At 72.6% G+C, this 21,063-nt stretch carries 15 protein-coding genes; 6 read left to right on the plus strand and 9 right to left on the minus strand.

The window, feature by feature from the left end; all coding sequences use genetic code 11:
- Positions 1–22 precede the first annotated feature (22 nt).
- From ACIP6N_RS01680 to ACIP6N_RS01690, 3 genes are read right to left on the minus strand one after another with little or no spacing between them, the layout of a single operon-like run.
- On the minus strand, positions 23–2,644 hold the full coding sequence (locus ACIP6N_RS01680; protein ID WP_401811982.1) for a GTPase-associated protein 1-related protein: 2,622 nt from the start codon (positions 2,642–2,644) through the stop codon (positions 23–25).
- A 39-nt stretch (positions 2,645–2,683) separates the two neighbouring features.
- On the minus strand, positions 2,684–4,177 hold the full coding sequence (locus tag ACIP6N_RS01685) for a hypothetical protein (RefSeq protein ID WP_401811983.1): 1,494 nt from the start codon (positions 4,175–4,177) through the stop codon (positions 2,684–2,686).
- A 36-nt stretch (positions 4,178–4,213) separates the two neighbouring features.
- Positions 4,214–4,603: a VOC family protein gene (locus ACIP6N_RS01690; protein ID WP_401811985.1), complete on the minus strand. Its 390-nt coding sequence runs from the start codon at positions 4,601–4,603 to the stop codon at positions 4,214–4,216.
- 66 nt (positions 4,604–4,669) lie between these two features.
- Between ACIP6N_RS01690 and ACIP6N_RS01695 the strand changes: the two genes are divergently transcribed.
- Together ACIP6N_RS01695 and ACIP6N_RS01700 are read left to right on the plus strand one after the other, a co-directional pair.
- Positions 4,670–5,461 (plus strand): nucleoside/nucleotide kinase family protein, encoded by a 792-nt coding sequence (locus ACIP6N_RS01695; RefSeq protein WP_401811986.1) that lies wholly within the window; start codon positions 4,670–4,672, stop codon positions 5,459–5,461.
- A 143-nt stretch (positions 5,462–5,604) separates the two neighbouring features.
- Positions 5,605–6,561 carry a hypothetical protein gene (locus ACIP6N_RS01700; RefSeq protein ID WP_401811988.1) on the plus strand — a complete coding sequence of 319 codons (957 nt, stop codon included), beginning with the start codon at positions 5,605–5,607 and terminating at the stop codon, positions 6,559–6,561.
- Positions 6,562–6,594: 33 nt separating this feature from the next.
- Here ACIP6N_RS01700 and treZ read toward each other — a convergent pair whose 3' ends face one another.
- Together treZ and ACIP6N_RS01710 are read right to left on the minus strand one after the other, a co-directional pair.
- Entirely contained in the window at positions 6,595–8,355 is a 1,761-nt protein-coding gene (treZ, locus tag ACIP6N_RS01705; RefSeq protein WP_401812607.1) for a malto-oligosyltrehalose trehalohydrolase, read from the minus strand.
- Between the two features lie 135 nt (positions 8,356–8,490).
- Positions 8,491–9,447 (minus strand): GNAT family N-acetyltransferase, encoded by a 957-nt coding sequence (locus ACIP6N_RS01710; protein WP_401811990.1) that lies wholly within the window; start codon positions 9,445–9,447, stop codon positions 8,491–8,493.
- A gap of 249 nt (positions 9,448–9,696) precedes the next feature.
- Here ACIP6N_RS01710 and ACIP6N_RS01715 point away from each other — a divergent pair, with 249 nt between their 5' ends.
- Positions 9,697–10,251, plus strand: coding sequence for an FHA domain-containing protein (locus ACIP6N_RS01715; protein WP_401811991.1), 555 nt, complete (start codon positions 9,697–9,699; stop codon positions 10,249–10,251).
- Between the two features lie 310 nt (positions 10,252–10,561).
- Positions 10,562–11,638: a cytochrome P450 gene (locus ACIP6N_RS01720; RefSeq protein WP_401811993.1), complete on the plus strand. Its 1,077-nt coding sequence runs from the start codon at positions 10,562–10,564 to the stop codon at positions 11,636–11,638.
- Here ACIP6N_RS01720 and treY read toward each other — a convergent pair.
- The 3 genes from treY to glgX all read right to left on the minus strand — a co-directional run bounded on the left by treY (position 11,622) and on the right by glgX (position 17,133).
- Positions 11,622–14,015, minus strand: a complete 2,394-nt coding sequence (gene treY, locus ACIP6N_RS01725) for a malto-oligosyltrehalose synthase (protein ID WP_401811994.1) — start codon at positions 14,013–14,015, stop codon at positions 11,622–11,624. The two genes, ACIP6N_RS01720 and treY, sit on opposite strands and share 17 nt — an antisense overlap.
- 82 nt (positions 14,016–14,097) lie before the next feature.
- On the minus strand, positions 14,098–14,904 hold the full coding sequence (locus ACIP6N_RS01730; RefSeq protein ID WP_401812609.1) for a GNAT family N-acetyltransferase: 807 nt from the start codon (positions 14,902–14,904) through the stop codon (positions 14,098–14,100).
- A gap of 108 nt (positions 14,905–15,012) precedes the next feature.
- Positions 15,013–17,133 (minus strand): glycogen debranching protein GlgX, encoded by a 2,121-nt coding sequence (glgX, locus tag ACIP6N_RS01735; RefSeq protein WP_401811996.1) that lies wholly within the window; start codon positions 17,131–17,133, stop codon positions 15,013–15,015.
- Between the two features lie 352 nt (positions 17,134–17,485).
- On the opposite strand from glgX, the gene ACIP6N_RS01740 reads away from it, so the two are divergent.
- Positions 17,486–18,718, plus strand: coding sequence for an SAV2148 family HEPN domain-containing protein (locus ACIP6N_RS01740; RefSeq protein ID WP_401811997.1), 1,233 nt, complete (start codon positions 17,486–17,488; stop codon positions 18,716–18,718).
- 162 nt (positions 18,719–18,880) lie between these two features.
- On the plus strand, positions 18,881–19,585 hold the full coding sequence (locus tag ACIP6N_RS01745) for a 3'-5' exonuclease (RefSeq protein WP_401811998.1): 705 nt from the start codon (positions 18,881–18,883) through the stop codon (positions 19,583–19,585).
- A 267-nt stretch (positions 19,586–19,852) separates the two neighbouring features.
- On the opposite strand, the gene ACIP6N_RS01750 is transcribed toward ACIP6N_RS01745, so the two are convergent.
- Entirely contained in the window at positions 19,853–20,716 is an 864-nt protein-coding gene (locus ACIP6N_RS01750; protein WP_401812000.1) for a phosphotransferase enzyme family protein, read from the minus strand.
- Between the last annotated feature and the right edge of the window lie 347 nt (positions 20,717–21,063).

Raw genomic sequence — 21,063 nt, forward strand, 5'->3', positions numbered from 1 at the left:
GAGGGCCGTGGGGCCGGGCCCCTCAGCGGGACCGCCCCAGCGCGCCGAAGCGGCGGCCCAGCCTGCTGAGGGCTCCCGGGCGGTTCCACGTGCGGAATTCCTCGGCCCGGTGGGCGCCCGCGCGCTGGAGGGTCTGCTCGACGGAGGCGACGTCTCCTTCCGGCAGCGCGCGTACGGCGGGCCGCAGGACCTTGTCCAGCAGGGTCGTACGGACCCCGTCCCAGGCCCGGTTCGCCCCCGGCAGTGAACTCCACGCGATGAAACAGTCGGCCGCGTACGCCGGGGACGTGCGCAGCCGGTCGCGTACGCGGTCCTCCTGCGCGGCCCCGGTGTACGCCGCGAGGAGGTCCGGATCGCCGGAGTGGATCAGCGCGTACAGCTCGCCGTCCGGCCGGTCCTCGGAGAGCAGGCGGTGCGCCAGGGTGGTGAACACCTGGACGAGCAGGGCCGGTTCGACCGGTTCCGCGTCGGCCCGCAGGGTCAGCGCGCGGCTCGTCCAGGGAGGCGCGGCACTGCCCGAGCCGAGGTCTTTGGTGAACTCCAGGAGCAGCAGGGCGCCGCGTACGCGCGGCGACAGCTCGTCGGGGAAGCAGCGCAGCAGGTCGTGGGCGAGCTGAGGGGCGTCGTCGTCCGAGGCGCCTTCGAGCGCCGCCTGGACGAGGACGCGCCAGGTGCCCGCCACGCGGTGGGCGTCGGAACCGGTCTCGCCGAGCATCCGCAGGGCTTCGCCCGCCGTCGGGACGCTGTCCTGCCACACCAGCCTGACCGCGGTGCGCAGCACCAGCGGATCGTTGAACGGCGAGACACCGCAGGCACGCAGCGCGGACCGCAGGGCGGTGCCCCGGTCACCGCCGTCCTCGGCGGGCAGCCAGGGCGCGCCCGCGCACATCCGCAGCTGCGGCAGGACCTGAACTCCGGTGGAAGCGAGGGGCGTCGCACTGAGCAACCGGACGGCGGCGAGCGGATCGGCGACGGCCAGGGCGTCCAGCCGGCTGAGCAGCGCGGTGCGCAGCTCGAAGTGTTCCTCCAGCACGGTGGCGACGGCCGGGGTGTACGCGGCCTCCGGGGCGGCGAGCAGGGCGCGTGCCAGCCGGTCGGCGAGGCCGGGCAGCAGGTCCGCGCAGTCCACGTTGAGGGCGACGGCGACGCGCAGCAGTTCCACCGGACGCAGGACGTCCTGCCAGTAGTCCTGGCCCGTGTCCTGTGTGATGCCCTCGCGTAGCTCCGGAGCCAAGATGTCTGCCAGCGAGGTGAGTTGGGCGGCGGGCAGCTCCCGCAGCTCCGTCAGGTCGAGGCCGGGATTCGGTATACGGGCCGCCGTGGTCAGCGCGAGAGCCCCGAGGGCGGTGGTCGCCGCTTCCGGTGCCCATCCGCTGAGCGCCGTGAACAGGCCTGTCAGTGCGGCCGATTCGGCCGACGTACGGTCGTCGGCCGGCGCGCACAGCGCCTCGACGAGACGGCTCAGCTGATCCTCGTCCAGGGCGCGTGCGTGCTCGCGGGCCCAGAGGGCAGCTTCCGTACGGCCCTGGGAGCCGACCGTGACCTCCGCGCGGAGCGCCACGAAGGCGAGCGCGCCCGCCGAGCAGGGCTCGCCGGGCAGTGCGGCGGCTTCCGCGAACAGTTCGGGTGCCCTGCCCAGCCAGACACGCGCGGCGATCTCGGCCCAGGCGTCCGAAGACGGTTGCGCCGGACCGGGGTTGACGCAGTCGTGCACCCGATAGCGGTGATCGTGCCCGGTCAGTCCGTGCGCCCGTGCGTCCTCCGGCAGGACGCCGATGATCTGCTGACCGGCCAGCCGCGGCTGACGGGTGTACGTCGTGAACGTCAGCCGGTCCGCGCTCGGGTGCGGGAGCGCGGTGGACGCCAGCGCGATCCAGCGGGCGACGTCGGCGCTGTCCCGCTCAATGAGGACCATCTGCCGAGCCGGTGCCTCGCCGCCCAACTGCCTCAGGCCGGCGAAGAAATCGGCCAGCAGGGAGGCACGGGAGGCCGCGAAGCCGATCAGCGCGTCACGGCCCAGGTGACCGGAAGCGGGCAGCCCTTCCAACTGCGCCGGCACCCCGCCCTGCGGAGTCTCGGCCACCCACCGCGCGGAGTTCCACGCGGTGATGGGAAGCGCGCCGCCCGGCAGCCCCGTGCCCGGCGGCAGCACCACGACGTGCGCGTGGAAGTTGTCCGGGCCGTCGGCGTGGCCGGCGCCGGTAGGGACCGTACGGGCCAGCAGCCGGCTCCCGTCGGAGAGCACGCTGTGGCTGAACACCTGGGGGAAGGAGGCGAGTTCGGCAGGGGAGGGTGAGCGTGAGGCGTCGGACGGCGCCTCGTACCCGAGAAGCCGCTCGGCTTCCGTCAGCAACGACGGGGGCAGGCCCGGTGTGACGGCCGTGAATCGGAAGCCCGATCCGTCCGGCCCCGGCGGGGCGGAGGTGTAGTGCAGCTGCGCCAGGCTCATCGCGCCGGCCTCCTTGGTCCCTTGCTCATCCCGCTCGACGTGCTTGTGCCGCCGGCCGCGCTCGTTGAACTCGCGCTGCCCGCTGTGCGTGCCCTGCCCGTGCGACGTGTCCGGACCGCCCGGATCGGTGGACTCGTCCTGTGCGCAGGCGACTCGGGCCGCGTCACGACCGTACCGTCCGGCGCCGGCGGGCACGCGGCGTACCCGGCGAACGTCTGCCCGCCCTGCTTCATCTCAGTTCTCCGGCGACCGGTCAGGGGCCGGGGAGACAATCAACCGGGCTGTTTCGTCGGCCAGTTCGGTCAGTGTTTCGCGGGAGCGCGCGGGCAACTCCCCCAGCAGCGCCACGGCGACGGCCATCACCTCGTGGGCCAGTTCCGTCCGGCCCGCCCCGGCCGCGGCACCGGCCAGCAGCAGGTGCTCCTCCGTGACTGTCCTGCCGAGCGCGAACCGCCGCCAGTCGACCGGGCGTTCGTCTTTCGCCAACTCAGCCAGGGTCCGGCGGAGCGCCGCCCGGGCCGCCGGGTGGTCGGCTGCCGCCCGTTCGAGACGTGCCAGTGTGAGGCAGGCGGTTCCGCGCTCCCACGGAGCGTCCCGGAGCGGTGCCAGAGCCCGCTGCGCGCGGGCCGCCTGGGCGAAGTCACCCAGTTCCTCAAGTCCTCCGCGCACGCTGTCCAGCAGCGGTGCGTCGGGTCCGGCCTCGTCCAGGGTGCGGATCAGGATCGCGCGGGCCAGTTCCGTACGGCCCTGGCGGGAGGCCAGGCGGGCCCAGAGGAGCGGGGACGCGGCGCCGGGATCCGTACCGAAACGTGCGTCGTCCAGGGCGCGCGCCCACCGGGCCACTCTCCTCGCGTCCCGCGGAAGCTCGAACAGGCCGTCCTGCGTCTCCGGGTCGGTCGCACGCGCCTCGTGCAGCAGCGGCAGGTCCTCGGTCAGGCCGAAGCGGCCCACCAGCACGGCCGCCAGGCGCAGTTCCTCCGACATGCCGGTGCCGGCCGCCTCGTGCCGCAGCAGGACGCGCAGCAGCGGCAGGTCGCTCTCGTCACCGCGCGCGAACTGCGCGGCGCGCAGCGCTGCGGCCCGGCGTCCGGCGTCCGGCGCGACCTCGGGCCAGGAAGCGGGATCCGACCGCATCAGCCGGAGGTCGGCGAGGCCCGGCGCGAGCACCGTCTCCCACCGCGGCGGCCGCGTAGGGCCGTTCAGATGCGAGTAGGCCAGGCCCTCCCGCGCGTTGAGCAGGAGATGGCCAAGATCCGTACGGAGCAGGGCGGTTCGCAGCCGGGCGACCAGTTCGGCGGGGGAGCGCGCGGGAAGTCCCAGCCCGGCAAGCAGCTCCGCCCGCGGGGCGGCCGTCTCCGACAGGTACGCGTGGGCATTCGCCGCCTCCGGCGAGGCAGCGGACGCGAGGCCGTCCTCGTCCCCCAGCGGCCGGAAGCAGTCGCGGCCGGACCAGCCGGGCAGTCCGACGATCACCTCAAGGGCCTCGGTGACACTGTCACCGATCAGCCCGGCCTTGCCCTCCGAGGACGCGTAGAGAACGGCACCGCCGCCGCACACGAAGTACGTTCCGCCCGTGTCGTCCCCCGCGACCGCCTCCAGCGGGGCTCCCGAAGCCAGCCGTACCGGCTCGTGGTGTTCGGTCCTGCGCAGATCGAAGTGGAAGGAACGCGCGGCGAGTTCGGCGAGATGTGGCTGCTGCCTCAGCAGGGCCAGGGCGGGGTCCGTCATGGGCGGCAACCCTATGGGTAGGTGCCGCACGTGTGACTACGCGGGTTGCAGGAGGTCCCAGCGATTGCCGTACAGGTCCTCGAACACCGCGACAGAGCCGTACGGTTCGTGCCGGGGCTCCTCCAGGAAGCGGACCCCCGCCGCCAGCATCCTGGCGTGGTCACGGGCGAAGTCCTCGGTGTGCAGGAAGAAGCCGACCCGGCCGCCGGTCTGCGCGCCGACGGCCGCGCGCTGCGCGTCGTTCGTGGCGCGGGCGAGCAACAGCGAGGTCGCGCCGTCCGCGCCGGGCGGCCGGACCACGACCCAGCGGGCGCCTTCGCCCCGGTCGGTGTCCTCGACCAGTTCGAAACCGAGAGCGCCGGTGTAGTGGGCGATGGCCTTGTCGTAGTCGTCGACGACCAGGGTGACCAGGGCGATATGTGACATGCGAGGAACGTTATACGTATGACTTGCCGATCGGCAAGGCGCCCAGCGGATGGGACAATGCGCTGTATGGACGCGCAGCGCATTGCCGGAACCGACGCGCCGGAGACCGCGGGCACCGACCCGCGGCGGACCGCGGCGGCCGGTACGCGAACGGCCGCCGCCCCGGACGCGGCCGTGGAAGCGCGAACCGCCCCCGCCACGGACGCGCGAACGGCCGCCGCCCCGGACCCGCGGCAGCCCGCCGCACTCGCGGAACTCACCGACCGTGCGCGCCGCCTCGCCGTCCCCGGCCGCCGCCGCGTCCTCGGCATCGTGGGCGCGCCGGGCGCGGGCAAGTCCACCCTCGCCGCCCAGCTCGCCGACAGCCTCGGCGCACGGGCCGCGCTCGTGCCCATGGACGGTTTCCACCTCGCCCAGGCCGAGCTGCGCCGCCTGGGGCGCGCGCACCGCAAAGGCGCCCCCGACACCTTCGACGCCGCCGGCTACGCCGCCCTCCTCACCCGTCTGCGAGCTCCCGAGCCGGGCACCGTCGTCTACGCCCCCGCCTTCGACCGCTCCCTGGAAGAGCCGGTCGCGGGCAGCGTTCCCGTACCGCCCGACATCCCCCTCGTCATCACCGAAGGCAGCTACCTGCTGCACGACGAGGGCCCGTGGAGCGCGGTGCGCGCGCTCCTCGACGAGGTGTGGTTCGTGGACCTCGACCCCGAGGTGCGGGTACGCCGGCTCGTGGACCGGCACGTGCGCTACGGAAAGGAGCGGGCGTACGCCGAGCGCTGGGTCCGTGAATCCGACGAGGCCAACGCCCTGCTGGTCGCCAGGTGCCGTGACCGCGCGGATCTCGTCGTCCGGCTGACCTGATCCGAGCGCACCCGCGGGCACCCGCGCGCCGGTGTGGCGGGACGGGCGACCGCGGGCCTGCCGGGGACCACCGGACAGCCGTAGCATCGAGGCAGCGGGAGATCGAGGATCACGGGCGCGGGCGGGCAGGCGGAGGCGATGGCGTGGGGTTGTTCCGGAGAAGGCCGAGGCGTGACGGACGCGACACGCCCCGGGACCCCGCGTTCGCCTTCTTCTCCGTGAACGAAGCCGCGTGGTTCCGCTCCCAGGTCCGCGAGGCGTTCGCCGAACACGGCCTCGAGGTCACCGTCTACGCGGATGTCGTCACCGACAGCGCGGACCGCCACTTCGGCCTCGGCAATCTCGCCGCCGTCTGCCACAACGACGACCGCGGCACCCGCGTCTGGGGCGAGCTGGCCCGTCAGCACGCGGGCATGGTCCTGCGCACCATGGACGGCCCCTCCGCTCTCGACGTCCTGCCGCCCGAACAGATCCGCTCCCAGCTCTACCCCCGGGTGATCGGCCGGGAGGGCCTTGACCCGCAGGCCTTCGGCTACGCGCGCTTCGTCGCCCCCGGGCTGTACGAGGTCCTCGCCCTCGACCTCCCGGAGAGCGTCATGATGCTCACCGGCGACGCGCTGGAACAGCTCGGCGAGATCCAGCAGCTGCGCGAGCGGGCCCTGCACAACCTCCGCGAGCTGCCGCTCGAAGCGCGCGAGACCGTCAGGGACTCCGACGGAATGCGGTTCGAGGTGGTCCTCGGCGACTCGTTCTACACCGCGAGCCGGGTCCTCGCGCTGGAATCGGTCGTCCAACAGGTCACGGGCCGACCGCTCACCCCGGACGGAGCGCTCGTCGCCATGCCGTTCCGCCACCAGCTGGCCTTTCACGTCATCCGCGACACCTCCGTCATCCCGTCGCTGAACGCCATGGCGTCGTTCGCCGCGTCCGGCTACGAGGACACCCCGGGAGCGATCAGCCCGTACGTCTACTGGTGGCGGGGCGGCACGCTCACCCAGCTCAGCGACGAGGACCGGGACGGCGAGGGGCTGCGCATCGTCGTCGGCGACGACTTCCAGGAGCTGCTGGAGAGGCTGGCCGCGCAGGATCCCCCGGTCTGACAGCTACAACTCGGCACCCGCGTCCGCACACGCTCAGGCAGTCCCGTTCCAACCCTCGGCCAGGATCGCGCAGGACTCCGGCGGCAGCCGCAACACCCCTTCCTCGTCCGGTGGTTCCACCGGCAGCCAGGACGCGAGGACGCGGCCGCCGGCGCCCAGCGGGATGTGCGCCGGTTCGCGGGACAGGTTGACCACGATCCGCAGGTCGCCCCTGCGGCAGGCGAGCCAGCGGGCGTCCTCGTCGTACGCGACCTTCACCGCCGCCAGGTCGGGGTCGGAGAGGTCCGGCAGAGAGTGCCGCAGGGCGATCAACTCGCGGTGCCACGACAGCAGTCGGGCGTGCGGCTCCTTTGTCTTCTCCGTCCTGTCGAGGCAGGAGCGCTCGCGGGTGGCCGGGTCCTGCGGATCGGGGATGTCCTCCTCCGCCCAGCCGTGCGCCGCGAACTCCCTTCGCCTGCCGTTGCGTACGGCCTCCGCCAGTACCGGATCGGGGTGGTCGGTGAAGAACTGCCAAGGGGTGGACGCGCCCCACTCCTCGCCCATGAAGAGCATCGGGGTGTGCGGGCCCGTCAGGACGAGCGCGGCGGCGCAGGCGAGCAGGCCGGGGGAGAGGGTGGCGGAGAGCCGGTCGCCCAGCGCGCGGTTGCCGATCTGGTCGTGGGTCTGCGCGTACCCGAGGAAGCGCTGCCCCGGTGTCTTCTTGCGGTTGACCGCGCGGCCGTGCGTCCGGCCGCGGAAGCTCGAATACGTACCGTCGTGGAAGAAGACGTGCGTGAGCGTCTTGGCGAGCGCGGCCACCGGCTCGCGGGCGAAGTCGGCGTAGTAGCCCTGTGATTCGCCGGTGAGCGAGGTGTGCAGGGCATGATGGAAGTCGTCGTTCCACTGCGCGTGCAGCCCGATACCGCCCTGGGCGCGCGGTGTGGTGGTACGGGGATCACCCTGGTCGGACTCGGCGATCAGGAACAGCGGACGGCCGAGGTCCGCGGCGAGCCCGTCGACGGCCGTGGACAGCTCTTCCAGGAAGGTCAGCGCCCGGTTGTCGGCGAGCGCGTGTACGGCGTCCAGCCGCAGCCCGTCGAGGCGGTAGTCCCGCAGCCACGCCAGCGCGCTGCCCAGCAGATAGGCACGGACCTCGTCGGAGCCGGGAGCGTCGAGATTGACCGCGGCGCCCCACGGAGTGTGGTGCGTGTCGGTGAAGTACGGGCCGAACCGCGGCAGGTAGTTACCGGCGGGACCGAGATGGTTGTGGACGACGTCGAGCACGACCCCCAGACCGAGGCCGTGCGCCGCGTCCACGAAACGCTTCAGGCCCTCGGGGCCGCCGTACGGTTCGTGCACCGCCCACAGCGACACCCCCTCGTAGCCCCACCCGTGGACCCCGGGGAACGGGCAGACCGGCATCAACTCGACGTGCGTGATGCCCAGCTCGACCAGCTCACCGAGGTGCGCGGCGGCCGCGTCGAAGGTGCCCTCGCGGGTGAAGGTGCCGACGTGCAGCTCGTACAGGACGGCGCCGGGCAGCGCCCGGCCCTCCCAGGGCGCGCGCCAGTGGAACGTGCCCTGGTCCACGACCGCGCTCGTTCCGTCAGGACCGTCCGGCTGGCGGCGCGAGCGCGGATCGGGCAGTACGGGCCCGCCGTCGAGCGCGTAACCGTACCGGCTGCCGTCGGCGGCGGGCGCCTGTGCGGTCCACCAGCCGTCCCGCTCGCTGTTCCGCTCCATCGGCACGTCGTCGTCCGCCAGCCGGAGCACGACCCGGTCCTGCGCCTGCGGCGCCCACACCTCGAACTGCACGGGCGGTTCCCCCTTGTCGTCGGCACTTGTCCCTCTCATGGTGACAAGAGACTCGGCCCGGGGCCCGGTCATCACTCCGAATGGGCGCGCGAGTGTTCCCCCGCGCGGCAGCCTTGTCCGGCGGCCCGGTCCGGTTTATCCGGCCTCCGCGTCCCAGACCATGTTGATCGCACGCGCGAAGTTCACGTAACCGGCCCGCTCGAAGGCCCTCGCCATCGGGACGTTGGCCACATCGGTCGCCGCGCGGATCTGCTCCACGCCTTCGGCGGCGAGCACCCGCGTGCCCTCCGCGAGGATCCTGTCCACATGGCCCCGGCCGCGGTGCGCGGGCAGCACACCGATGTACGCGATGATCGGGCGGTAGCTGTTGCGCGCGGGAATGACGAACCCCACCGGCTCGCCGGTGTAAGGCAGTTGGGCGATCCGCCACCACGCGCGCGGTGACGCGTACGCCGTCAGCTCCTCCGCGTACTGCCGCTCCGCGGCCTCGCGCGCGGACATCCCCGAGTCGAGTTCGGCGCGGCTGTGCGCGTCGAGTGTGCCCTCCAGGACCGCGGTCATCAGCGAGAGGAGTTCCTCGCGGTCGTCCGCGGGCCGGAAGACGAGCGTGCCGTCATCCGCGGGTACCGGCGTGCCCGCGCGCCACTCCAGCCGCAGCCGCTCGACGAGCAGCCGCGCGCCGGTGCGCTCCAGGACGCGCGTCCTGTTCTCGACCACCGCGCGTGCGGCCGGGTCCTCGCGCCAGTCGGACGGCAGGAAGCGGCCGTATTCGGGCCGGGGCGCGCCCGCCGGTACGACCTGAGCGGTCGCGGTCTCCAGGAGCCGCAGCGCGACCTCGGAGCGATACGGATCGGGCAACGTGTCGTCCACGTCGAACACGTCGAGGCAGTCGAGCGCGAGCGGGTCCCGGCCGGCCGCCGAGGTCCACCAGGCGGCGCGGGCGAGGAGCCGGTCGCCCTCCAGCGCGACCCACATGGCCGTGGGCCGGCGGCGGCCGGCGGCCAGATCGTCCGCGAGTTCGTGGTCGAGGAGGTAGGACAGCCGGCAGAAGAGGTCGAGCTCGCCGGGTCCTGTGAGGTGCCGTACGGTCACGCCGGCGGGGATGCCGCTGTCCTGGTCAGGCGCTGGTGCCGGTGTCGGTGTCGCCGAGGTCAAGCGGTCCGCCTCTCGCGGGTGGTGAAAGACCGGAAAGAGGCGACAGATTACAGCGGACTCCGCACGGCGACACCGGAATTGAAGAGGGCCCGCCGCGGCCGTCGAGACCCCGGAAACGGCAGGGGAAGCGACTCTTGTCACGAGGTGTCTGGACACCTCACCCCCTTCCGTCCGACAATCGCACGTGTGACGTCCTCCTTCGAGCCCTACACATATCCCGCTCGGCTCTCGGACGCCGAGCGTGACCGTGTCCTCGCGGTGCTCAGGGAAGGCGCGGCGCAGGGCAAGCTGTCGCACGACACCTTCCTGCGCCGGATGGACCTGGCGCTGGCCGCCCGCAGGGCAGACGAGCTGAAACCGCTCACCCAGGACCTGGAGACCGGAACCGGAGGCCGCTGGTCGCGGCGGCTGTTGGGCGCGGTGAGCGGCGTCTCCGGTTTCACGCAGCGGCTGCGCGGGGCGTGGCAGGCCGAGAAGCTGCCGAAACTGCTGCTGCCCGAGCCGGGCCCGTATCCGCTGCGCATCGGCCGCGACCCGGTGAACGCACTGCGGCTCAGCCACGACACCGTCTCGCGGCTGCACGCCGAACTGAGCCTGCGGGGCGGCCAGTGGGTGCTGCGTGATCTCGGTTCCACCAACGGGACGACGGTCAACGGGCGCCGGGTGACCGGCACGGCGCTGGTGGGCGACGGCGACCTCGTGAGCTTCGGCCAGATGAGCTTCCGTATCGCCGCACGCTGAGTCCCCGCGCACTGAGTCCCCGCGCACTGAGTCCCCGCGCACTGAGTCCCCGCGCACTGAGTCCCCGCGCAGTGAGCGCCGCGCACCCAGCCACCGCTCCACGAGCCGCCGCACATTGAGCCACCACTCCATGAGCCGCGGCTCCACACCGCGCCGGCTACGGATTTTCCCCCGCGCGGTCAAGGCCGTTGCGCCCGCCCCGTCACCCGTACGGCCGCACGCCACCTGCGCCGCGCCGCCGTCGGTGGTCGGCTTGGGAGGAATCGCGCGCCGACGACCAGGCGCGCCCGACCCGGTCAGGGGGCCGCACATGCCGGTTGACCCGCCGGCCCCGGCGCCGGGCCGGAAGCCCGTACGCTCCGCGCCGCCGCTCCGGCCGGCCGCCGAGGCGGAGCGTACGAGCGGCCCGGTGGAGCGCACGGGCGGTCCGCCGGTTCGACGCGTCGTGCCGGAGTTCGCCGGGCACGGCGCCGGACGCGATCCGTACCCGTACTACCGGCTCCTGCGGGAGAGATTCCCGCTCGTCTACGACCGGTCCCGCGCCGCCTGGCTGCTCAGCCGGTACGCGGATGTCGCGACCGCGCTCACCGATTCGCGGTTCACGGGAGTGCAGCGCCCCGGCGATCCGGCCTGCGCGGCGCACTTCGCTCCCGTGGCGCCGGACCTGCCCGACGTCGTCCAGCGGACGGCGTACGTGCTGGCGCGGCGGATCGCCGGGCGGGAAACGGCCGATCTCGTCGCGGAGTTCTGCCGCTGGCTGCCGATCGGCGCGCTCGCCACCGCCGTCGGAGTGCCGTACCGGGACATGCCACGCCTCCTGCGTGGTCGCGAGGCCCACGCGGGGCCCGCGGGGCCGTGCGCCGCGCGGACCGCCGTGCGGGAGAAGGCCCTCGCGTCGTTCCTCGCGAGCGTGCTCGGTGATCCCGATCTGTCGGCGACGCTGCGCGGCACGCCCGGCGGTTCCGTGCCGGCCGGGCTGATCGGCCGCGCGTGGGCGGAGTCGCTGCGGCACGATCCGCCCGTACCGCTCGTGCTGCGCCACACCGTGGCGGACGTGCGGCTGAGCGGCGGCACGGTGCCGGCCGGCGCGCGGGTCGCGTGCCTGATCGGGGCCGCGGGCCGGGACCCGGACCGTTTTCCGGACCCGGACCGCTTCGACCCCGGCAGGGCCGCGCCCGGTCAGCTCACCTTCGGCGACGGCTTCTGTCCTGCCGTGCTCCTCGCCGGACTTGAAGCCGAGCACGGTCTGCGGGCGCTGCTCGACGTCATGCCCGGCCTGCGCCTCGCGGACGGCTTCCGCCCGGTGCGCGCCGGGCTGACCGTGCGGTCCCCGCGCACCCTGCTGGTCAGCCCCGGCGGCGGTCCGGCCGTCAGCGCAGACGGCTGAGCAGCGCCACCGGACGGTCCGCGAACAGCTCGGCCAGCGGCACCGGATGCGCCGGGCCGCCCTCGAACTCCCGTCCCGGCGAACCGAAGGCGTCGCTCCACCGGCCCTCGGGCAGCTCCAGCACACCGGTGCCCCAGCCGCCCGACTCCGCGAGGCGCAGCGGCAGCCGGGTGACCGCTGTGACGACCTCGCCCGAGCGGCAGAACGCCAGGCAGTGCGCGGCGGCCCGTCCGCTCGCGGTCAGCGGCGCGTACGTACCCGACTCGCCGAACACCTTGGGGCGTTCGCGCCGCAGCCGCAGCGCCGTTGTCGTGATCACCGTCTTCTCGTCGGGCGGTCCTGTCCTGAACGGCTCGCGGTTGTCGGGATCCACCAGCGCGACGTACTCGCGCTCCGTCCTCTGATAGAGGTCGGGCACGCCCGGCATCGTCAGGTGCACCAGCGCCGCGCCCAGGGCGCTCGCCCGCACGTACGGCGCGAGCGCGCGCGTGAACGCCGCGACCGTCCGCCGCCCCTCACCCGCCGGGCCGGCCGCCGCGAACCCCTCCACGGCACGTTCGTACTCCGGGTCCGGTTCCGTCCAGCTGGTCCGCAGCCCGGCTTCGCGTACCGACTTCAGCAGCGCGGGGGCCATCCGCGCGCCGTCGGGCGCCCCGGCCAGTGAGGCGCCGCCCTCCGTGGCGAGCGCGGGCACATCGCCTGCCGGGGTGAAACCGACCGCCGTCTGCCAGGCCTGCCAGGCGACCTGCGGGTCGGGCGCGGGCGCGCCCGTGACCTGTTCCAGCAGTTCGTCCCACCACTGCGGGCACTCGGACAGGACAGCGATCCCGGCCCGTACGTCCGCGCTGCGCTTCGTGTCGTGCGTGGTCAGGACCGTTCCGGTGGCCGGCCAGTCGCGCGCGAGCCTCGCGCAGTACGCGTGGAACCGCTCCGGACTGACGGCGGGCGCCCCCGGATCGCCGCCCACCTCGTTCGCCGAGAGCAGCGGCACATAGCGGTAGAAGGCGGTGTCCTCCACGGACTTGGCGCGCAGGGCCGAGGACGTCTGGGCGAAACGCGCGCAGAACGCGGTGTGGTCGGGTCCTGTACCGAGCCTGCCGAGCGCCAGGTCGCGCACCACGTCCACCGCCGTCGCCTCCTGCTCGACCGTGAACACCGCCTTCGCCTGCCGTACGGCCTCCTCGGAGACCGCGGCCTCCGCCGCCTCCGGAAGCGGGCCGCCCGCTGTCGTATAGGGGCGGTACACGGGGACCCGCACCAGCAGCTCGCGGATCGCGGTGCGCAGCGCCCAGGGCGCGTGGTCGCGCAGCGCGGGCTCCGCGGCGCAGACGCGCTCCGCCGTGCGCACCAGGAAGTCGGTCTCCGCGGCCAGTTCGTGGACGACGACCTTGTACGCGGCCCTGCGGACGGTCGCGTCCCAGTAGCCGCCGCGATCGCCCGCGGGGTTCGCGAACGCGCGGTAGCGCCGCTCCAGCAGTTCCGCGCCCACCGGGTCGGTGAACAGTCCGTCGATGTGGCGCAGCGCGTCATAGCCGGTGGTGCCGGCGACCGGCCAGCCGGCCGGCAGCGCTTCGCCGTCCGTGAGGATCTTCTCCACCACCGTCCAGCAGCCGCCGGTCGCCTCGTTCAGCCGGCGCAGGTACTCCTGCGGGTCCGCGAGCCCGTCCGGGTGGTCGACGCGCAGCCCCTCGACGACTCCGTCGCGTACCAGCTCCAGGATCTTGGCGTGGGTCGCGGCGAAGACCTCTGGGTCCTCCACCCGTACCCCGATCAGGTCGGAGATGGTGAAGAAGCGCCGGTAGTTCAGCTCTGTACGGGCCAGCCGCCACCAGGCGAGCCGGTAGTGCTGGGCGTCCAGCAGCCCGGGCAGCGGCAGATCCTCGGTGCCGGCCGCCAGCGGGAACCGCTGTTCGCCGTGGCACAGCTGCCCGTCCTCCACCCGCAGCTCGGCCAGCTCACCCCCGAGCGGGCCCGGCAGCACCGGCAGCAGCACCTTGCCGCCGCCCGCCGTCCAGTCGATGTCGAACCAGCGGGCGTACGGGGAGTCCTGGCCTTCGCGCAGCACCTCCCAGAGTGCCTTGTTGTGGCGGGGCGCGGCCGCCATGTGGTTCGGCACGATGTCGAGGACGAGGCCGAGGCCGTGCTCGCGCGCGGTACGGGCCAGCTTCCGCAGCCCCTCCTCGCCGCCGAGTTCGGCCCGTACACGGGAGTGATCGACGACGTCGTAGCCGTGTGCCGACCCGGGGACGGCCTCCAGCACCGGCGACAGGTGCAGGTGCGAGACCCCGATCGCGGCGATATAGGGCACCGCTTTCGCGGCGGCCGAGAAGGGGAAGTCCGGCTGGATCTGGAGCCGGTAGGTCGCGGTGGGCGTCATACGAACGTTCGTACCCCACCTGGAGCCGTTTTTGTCATTCGTTCATGCGTGCGGATGGGCGCGATGCGGTCGAAGATACGATCTACGGTTTGCCCGCGCCCGGTGCGAGACGGGGCGGCGTGAACACGTACGGCGTGGTCGTGCTCAGCGTCGCGAAGCCGAGCCTGCGCAGGATCGGGCGGCTCTCGTCCGACGCGTCCACCTGGAGGTAGCGGTAGCCCCGGGCAGCCGCGATACGGGCACGCTGGGCGACCAGCGCCCGGTACACGCCCATCCCGCGCCAGCCCGCCACTGTGCCGCCGCCCCACAGTCCGGCGAAGTCGCGGCCCGGCGGCAACTCCATCCGCGCCGCGCTGACCGGCACCTCGCCCGCCATGGCCACCACCGCGGCGACCCGGTCCGGAGTCTCGGCGAGCTGGGCCAGCAGCCGCTGCCTCAGCGGGCCGCTCGGCCTGCCGAAGGCCTCATCGTGGACACGTGCCAGGAGGTCGACACCGGCCGCGTCGGTCACCGGGACCAGCCGTACGCCCTCGGGAAGGACGGGATCCGCCGACAGCCTGTCGGCCTCCGCGACCATGAGCGCCTCCGCCGGCTCGGCGACGAACCCGGCCGCCAGCAGCCGGTCCGCGAGATCGGCGGGCCGGTCGTGCGCGTAGAGCTTCCACTCGAACGGGACGCCGAGCGCGCCGAAGTGGGCGACCTGGGCCGCGATCGCCTCGTCGGCGGTGTCCTCGGCGAGGTCCGACCAGAGCACGCCGTTCCAGACGTGGCCGGCGCCGGACTGCCGTACGACGGAGCCGACACGCTCCACCCGCGCCCCGGGGCTGTCGGCCGGCGGGGTCCGCCTGAGCTGCCGGTCGAACGCCGCGAGCACCGCTTCGTGGTCCATGAGCACCGCACCGTGATCCATCCGGCCACTTCAGCACCGGCCGGGCGGCCCGGCAATCGCTTTACGCCCCGTGTCGGGCCGCCCCTCGTCCGCCCACGCACGCCGTGGCTACGCCGGACGCATCAGCACCGTCATGCTGCGGCCGATCATGGTGACCCGCTCGCCCCCGTCGACCTTCGGCCCCTGCCCCGGAGGCACGCCCTCGGGGCGGGACGTGTCCACCACGACCTGCCACTGCTCGCCGTGGGTGGCGGGCACCATGAACGCCAGCACCTCGCTGCTGGCGTTGAACATCATCAGGAACGAGTCGTCCGAGATCCGTTCACCGCGCGGTCCCGGCTCCGAGATGGCGTTCCCGTTCAGAAAGACCGTCATGGCCTTGGCATGCGCTGCCTGCCAGTCCTGCTGAGTCATGGCATCGCCCTCGGGCGTGAACCACGAGATGTCCGACAGCTCGTCGTGCGTGCCCTCCACAGGACGCCCGTGGAAGAAGCGCCGGCGCCGGAACACCGGGTGCTCGCGCCGCAGCAGAGCCAGCGCCCGGGTGAAGGCGAGCATGCCGGTGCCGGTCTCCGTGCCCGGTTCGGGCCAGCGGACCCAGGAGACCTCGTTGTCCTGGCAGTACGCGTTGTTGTTGCCGCCCTGTGTACGGGCGAACTCGTCGCCGTGACTGAGCATCGGCACGCCCTGCGACAGCATCAGCGTCGCGATGAAGTTCCGCATCTGCCGCTCGCGCAGCTCCACGATCTCCGGATCGTCGGTCTCGCCCTCGGCGCCGCAGTTCCACGACCGGTTGTGGCTCTCGCCGTCCCGGTTGCCCTCGCCGTTGGCCTCGTTGTGCTTGTCGTTGTACGAGACGAGATCATGCAGCGTGAAACCGTCGTGGCAGGTGGTGAAGTTGATGGAGGCCAGTGGCCGGCGCCCGTCGTCCTGATACAGGTCGGAGGAGCCGGTGAGCCGGGACGCGAACTCGGCGAGCGTCCGGGGCTCGCCGCGCCACAGATCCCGTACGGTGTCGCGGTACTTACCGTTCCACTCCGTCCACAGCGGCGGGAAGTTGCCCACCTGGTAACCGCCCTCGCCCACGTCCCAGGGCTCGGCGATCAGCTTCACGCGGCTCACCACCGGGTCCTGCTGCACGAGGTCGAAGAAGGACGAGAGCCGGTCCACCTCGTGGAACTGGCGGGCCAGCGTGGCCGCGAGGTCGAAGCGGAATCCGTCGACGTGCATCTCGGTCACCCAGTACCGCAGCGAGTCCATGATCAGCTGCAGGACGTGCGGGCTGCGCATGAGAAGGGAGTTGCCGGTGCCCGTGGTGTCCGTGTAGTACCGGGCGTCCTCGCTGAGCCGGTAGTACTGGGCGTTGTCCAGCCCGCGGAAGGAGAGCGTGGGACCGAGGTGGTTGCCCTCCGCCGTGTGGTTGTAGACGACGTCGAGGATGACCTCGATCCCGGCCTCGTGCAGCGCCTTCACGGCCTGCTTGAACTCCAGGACCTGTTCGCCGCGGTCGCCCCACGACGCGTAGGTGTTGTGCGGGGCGAAGAAGCCGATGGTGTTGTAGCCCCAGTAGTTGGCCAGTTCCGCGTCCACCAGACGGTGATCGTTGACGAACTGGTGTACGGGCATCAGCTCCAGCGCCGTGACACCCAGTTCCGTCAGATGCTGGATGACCGCGGGGTGGGCGAGCCCGGCGTACGTACCGCGCAGTTCGTCCGGGAGTTCGGGATGGAGCATCGTGAGGCCCTTCACATGGGCCTCGTACAGCACCGTTTTGTGATATTCCGTCCTGGGTGGGCGGTCGTCACCCCAGTCGAAGTACGGATTGACGACGACGGACGACATCGTGTGCGGCGCCGAATCCATGTCGTTGCGGGAGTCCGGTTTGCCGAAGTGGTACCCGTACACGGACTCGTCCCACTCGACGCTGCCGCTGATCGCGCGGGCGTAGGGATCGAGCAGCAGCTTCGCCGAGTTGCAGCGATGCCCGTGCTCCGGTTCGTAAGGCCCGTGGACCCGGAAGCCGTACCGCTGGCCGGGCATCACGCCCGGCAGGTAGGCATGCCGGACGAAGGCGTCGGATTCGCGCAGCTCCACCGCCGTCTCCGAACCGTCGTCGTGCAGCAGGCACAACTCGATCCGGTCGGCGGCCTCGGAGTAGACCGCGAAATTGGTACCGGCGCCGTCGTACGTGGCACCGAGGGGATACGTCTGTCCCGGCCAGACCTGCATAGGGAGGACTCTTCCGTTTCTGATCCGGGTGCTGCGGGGCACTTGAGTCAGATCTTCCCCGAAAATCGGGCAACCACCTAGGAACCCGGTGGGTTCTTGCCGGGGTCAACTTCACGCTACGCGGCGTCGTCCCGGACGTGGACCCGCGCACGGGGGCACAGCGCGGGCGGAAAGGGCGGGCGTACACCGGGCGCGACCGCCATGAACCGGTTCACTCCGGGGAACTCCGCCGCCGGGAACCACGTTTTCGATGCGGGCAGTTGGCGAGGCAGCCTGGCCATCGGGCTGCGTCGGCCCGGTACTCCGGAGTACGCTTCCTTGATCGTTGAAGGGGAGAGAAGGCGGTGCGCGGGTGAGTTCGGGAGGGCTGGAGCTACCCCCCGGTGACTCAGGTCACGAGGGGGAGTCCGGCGACATTCCGCCCGGAGCGGTCTCTGTCGCGCGACCGGTGGAGATCGGTGCGGAGCTGAACTGGGGCGCGGACGCCTGGAGCGAGGTCCGTACGCGCGCGCAGCGGGCCGGCCGCGCCTATATCTGGCTGAATCTGGTGGAACAGCGGCTGCGCACGGTCGTCGCCGCGGTCCTGCGGCCCATCTACGAACCCGTGCACGGCGAGGAGTGGGTGGTCGCGGCGGCCGGTCCGGCCGGCCAGGAGTGGGTCCAGCGCGCCGTTGCCGTACGGGAGGTCTCGCGCCGCAAGGGCTACCTCCTCGACCCCGCGGACGACAACGTACTGAGCTTCCTCACGCTGCCGCAGCTGCGGGAGCTGATGGTCCAGCACTGGCCCTGCTTCCAGCCGTATTTCGACGACCGGCGCGACGTGGAGCTGGCGCTCGACGAGCTGGAGGTCGCGCGCAACGTCGTCTCCCGCAACCGGGCGCTCTCCGAGACCGTCCTCGCCCAGGCCGAGCGGGCCTCGGCCCGGCTGCTGGAGATCCTGGGCGCCGGCAGCGGATCGCCGTCGGCCGGCCGGCTTCCCGTGGACGCGGTGGAAGACCTGGTGGGCGACCGGTACGCGGACGTGGTCTCGGTCCACTCCGACCGGGTCAGGCTCCAGCGCCAGATGCCTGCGGAGGACCTGTTCGGCGGGGCCAGGCGGGTCGACGCGATCGGGATCGGCCTCAACCTCCTCGTCCAGAACTTCTCAGGACGCCGGCTGATCCGCCTCGCCGGGTCGGGCTGCCGGATACGGCTGGTCTTCCTCAACCCGGCGAGCAGCGCGGTCAGGCGCCGCGAGCGCGAACTGGGCCTCAAGAAGGGCGAGCTGAGCCGGACGGTGGAGATGAACATCCTCCACATGCGCCGGGTGCGCGCCCAGCTCCGCGACCCCGGCGCCTTCCAGATCCATGTCTTCGACGAGACGCCGCGCTTCACGGCCTACCTGGTCGACGGGGACGGCCCCGACGGACTCGCGGTCGTCCAGTCGTATCTGCGCAGCGCCCGGGGCATGGAGGCGCCGGTGCTGGTGCTGCGGGGCGGCGGGCGCGAGGTCGTGCGTGCGGGACAGGACACCGAGCGCGGTCTTTTCCAGACCTACCGCGAGGAGTTCGAATTGGTCTGGACGGATTCCAGGCCGGTCTCCTGAGCGGATTACCGCCCTCGGCCGCCCTTCCGTGCCCTCGCGCGCCCCTCCCGCGCCTCTGCCGGGCAACCCGCGGCCGGGGTCGTTGTCAGTGGCCCGTGCGAGGGTTCTTTCCAGACGGGAAACAACGGGGAATGCGGCAGCGCATCATGAGGGAGAGCCACGATGACTTGGGACGGGGAGCCGCTGGTCGGTTTCGATCTGGAGACGACAGGCACGGAGCCACTGGAGGCGCGGATCGTCACGGCCGCGGTGGTCGAGGTCCGGGGCGGTGAGGTGATACGGCAGCGGACCTGGCTCGCCGACCCCGGCATCCTCATCCCGGCCCAGGCGTCCGCGATCCACGGGATCAGCAACGAGCGCGCGGCGGCCGAGGGCAGGCCGGTGCGCGAGGTGACCGCCGAGATCGCGGAGACGCTGGCCGCGTACTGGTCGCGCGGTGTACCCGTGGTGGCGTACAACGCGCCCTTCGACCTGACGCTGCTCACCGCGGAGTTGCGCAGGCACGGGCTGCCGGCGCTCGACCCGGTCGGGCCGGTGATCGACCCGTACACGATCGACCGCGCCGTCGACCGCTACCGCCGGGGCAAGCGCACGCTGGAGGCGGTCTGCGCGGAGTACGGCGTGGTGCTCGGCACCGCCCACGAGGCGGCGGCCGACGCGCTGGCGGCCGTACGGGTGGCCTCGGCGATAGCCTCGCGGCACGCCTCGGTGGCCGCGCTGGCCCCGGCGGAGCTGCACGAGCGTCAGGTCCGCTGGTACGCGGAATGGGCGAAGGACTTCCAGCAGTTCCTGCGCCGGAAGGGCAATGCGGAAGCGATAGTCGACGGGGCCTGGCCGCTGAGGGAGCCGGTGCCGACGGTGTCGTAGCGCGTGTCGCGAAAGCCCCGCCCGGCTCGCGAGGCCCGGCACGCACACGCGCGGCGTTGTCGGAGCCATCCATGTACGTCCGGGCCATCGACGATGTACGTCCGGGCCATCGACGACGTGATCCTCCGCCTCGCGAAATGGCACGCACCGGCCGCCGTGAGCCCCGCCCTCCCGGCGGACGGCGCTGCTTTCGCCACACGCCCCGGCTGTTCTGTCCACGGCGGCCGGCCACGGGCGGGCGCGCGGCGGCGGACGCCCGGCGCGCCGTCAGAACGGGTACCAGCGCACCTCCGGATCCGCGTCGCGCAAGGACGCGACCCTGCGGCGGAATTCGGCCAGGGCCTTGGGGTTGGTCGGGGCGTGCTGGGCGACCCAGGCGCAGCTCGCCGTCTCGCGGGCGCCGCGCAGGACCGCGCAGCCGTCCCAGTCGCGCACGTCCCAGCCGTACGCCGCCGTGAAGGAGTCGTATGCCTCGGCCGACAGGCCGTACCGGTCCCGGGACAGGGCCATGACCACCAGATCGTGTTCCCGCAGGTCCGAGGAGAACGTCTCCAGGTCCACCAGGACCGGTCCCTCCGGTCCGACATACACGTTGCGCGGCAGCGCGTCGCCGTGGACCGGGCCGGGCGGCAGATGCGGGGTGAGCGCGGCGGCGGCCGTGCTGAAGCCGTCCCTGCGCTCGCGCAGATACGCGGCGTCGGCCGGGTCGATCGCTTCGCCCGCGATCCGCAGCCATCGCTCCACGCCACCGAGCAGTTCCCGGGGCGGGAGCTTGAACGACGGAGAGGGCAGGGCGTGGACGAGTCGCAGCAGCGACGCCAGATCAGCCGGTTCCGCCGGGCGTACGGCGGCGGGCAGCCGGTGCCAGAGCGTCACCGGATGGCCGTCGACCGACCGCGCCTCGTCCTCCGCGGCGCGCACGGCGGGAATGCCGCACTCCGCGAGCCAGGCCGCGAGAGCGACCTCGTGCCGTGCGCGGCCCAGTAGTTCGGGGTCCCATTTCGCGTCCCGGCCGACCTTGACCACCAGATCGCCGGTGGAGAACACCGCATTCTCACCCAGGGCCAGCAGCTCCGCGTCGTCCGGCAGTCCCGCCGCGGTCAGAATCTCGCGCGCTCGTGCCTCATCCATCGCGTGCTCCACCTGTTCCGGCTCGTTGTACGAATCCGGCAAAGTCTCGCATCCGCGCGGCGAGCCCTGACGAACCGAGTGCCGGTCAGCGCGATGACGACAGCCGCCGGGCGGCGTGGTCACCACCGGGCCCGGCCGTTCGCCCCGTCGCGGTCCCGAACACCGGCGAACAGCCGCTGCCGGCCGCGGGCAACAGCCCGATCGCCGCGCTCGCCGCCGCCCCGGTGTGCCGGACCGCATGAATCGCCAGGTTCTGTGGCGGGGAGAACGGGCCGGTCCCGTCGCCGCAGATCCGGGTGCGGTCCGACCCGTACGGCCAGGGCGCCACATAAGCCGCAATGCCGTCG

This window comes from Streptomyces sp. NPDC088725 (assembly GCF_044751305.1).
Taxonomy (GTDB): domain Bacteria; phylum Actinomycetota; class Actinomycetes; order Streptomycetales; family Streptomycetaceae; genus Streptomyces.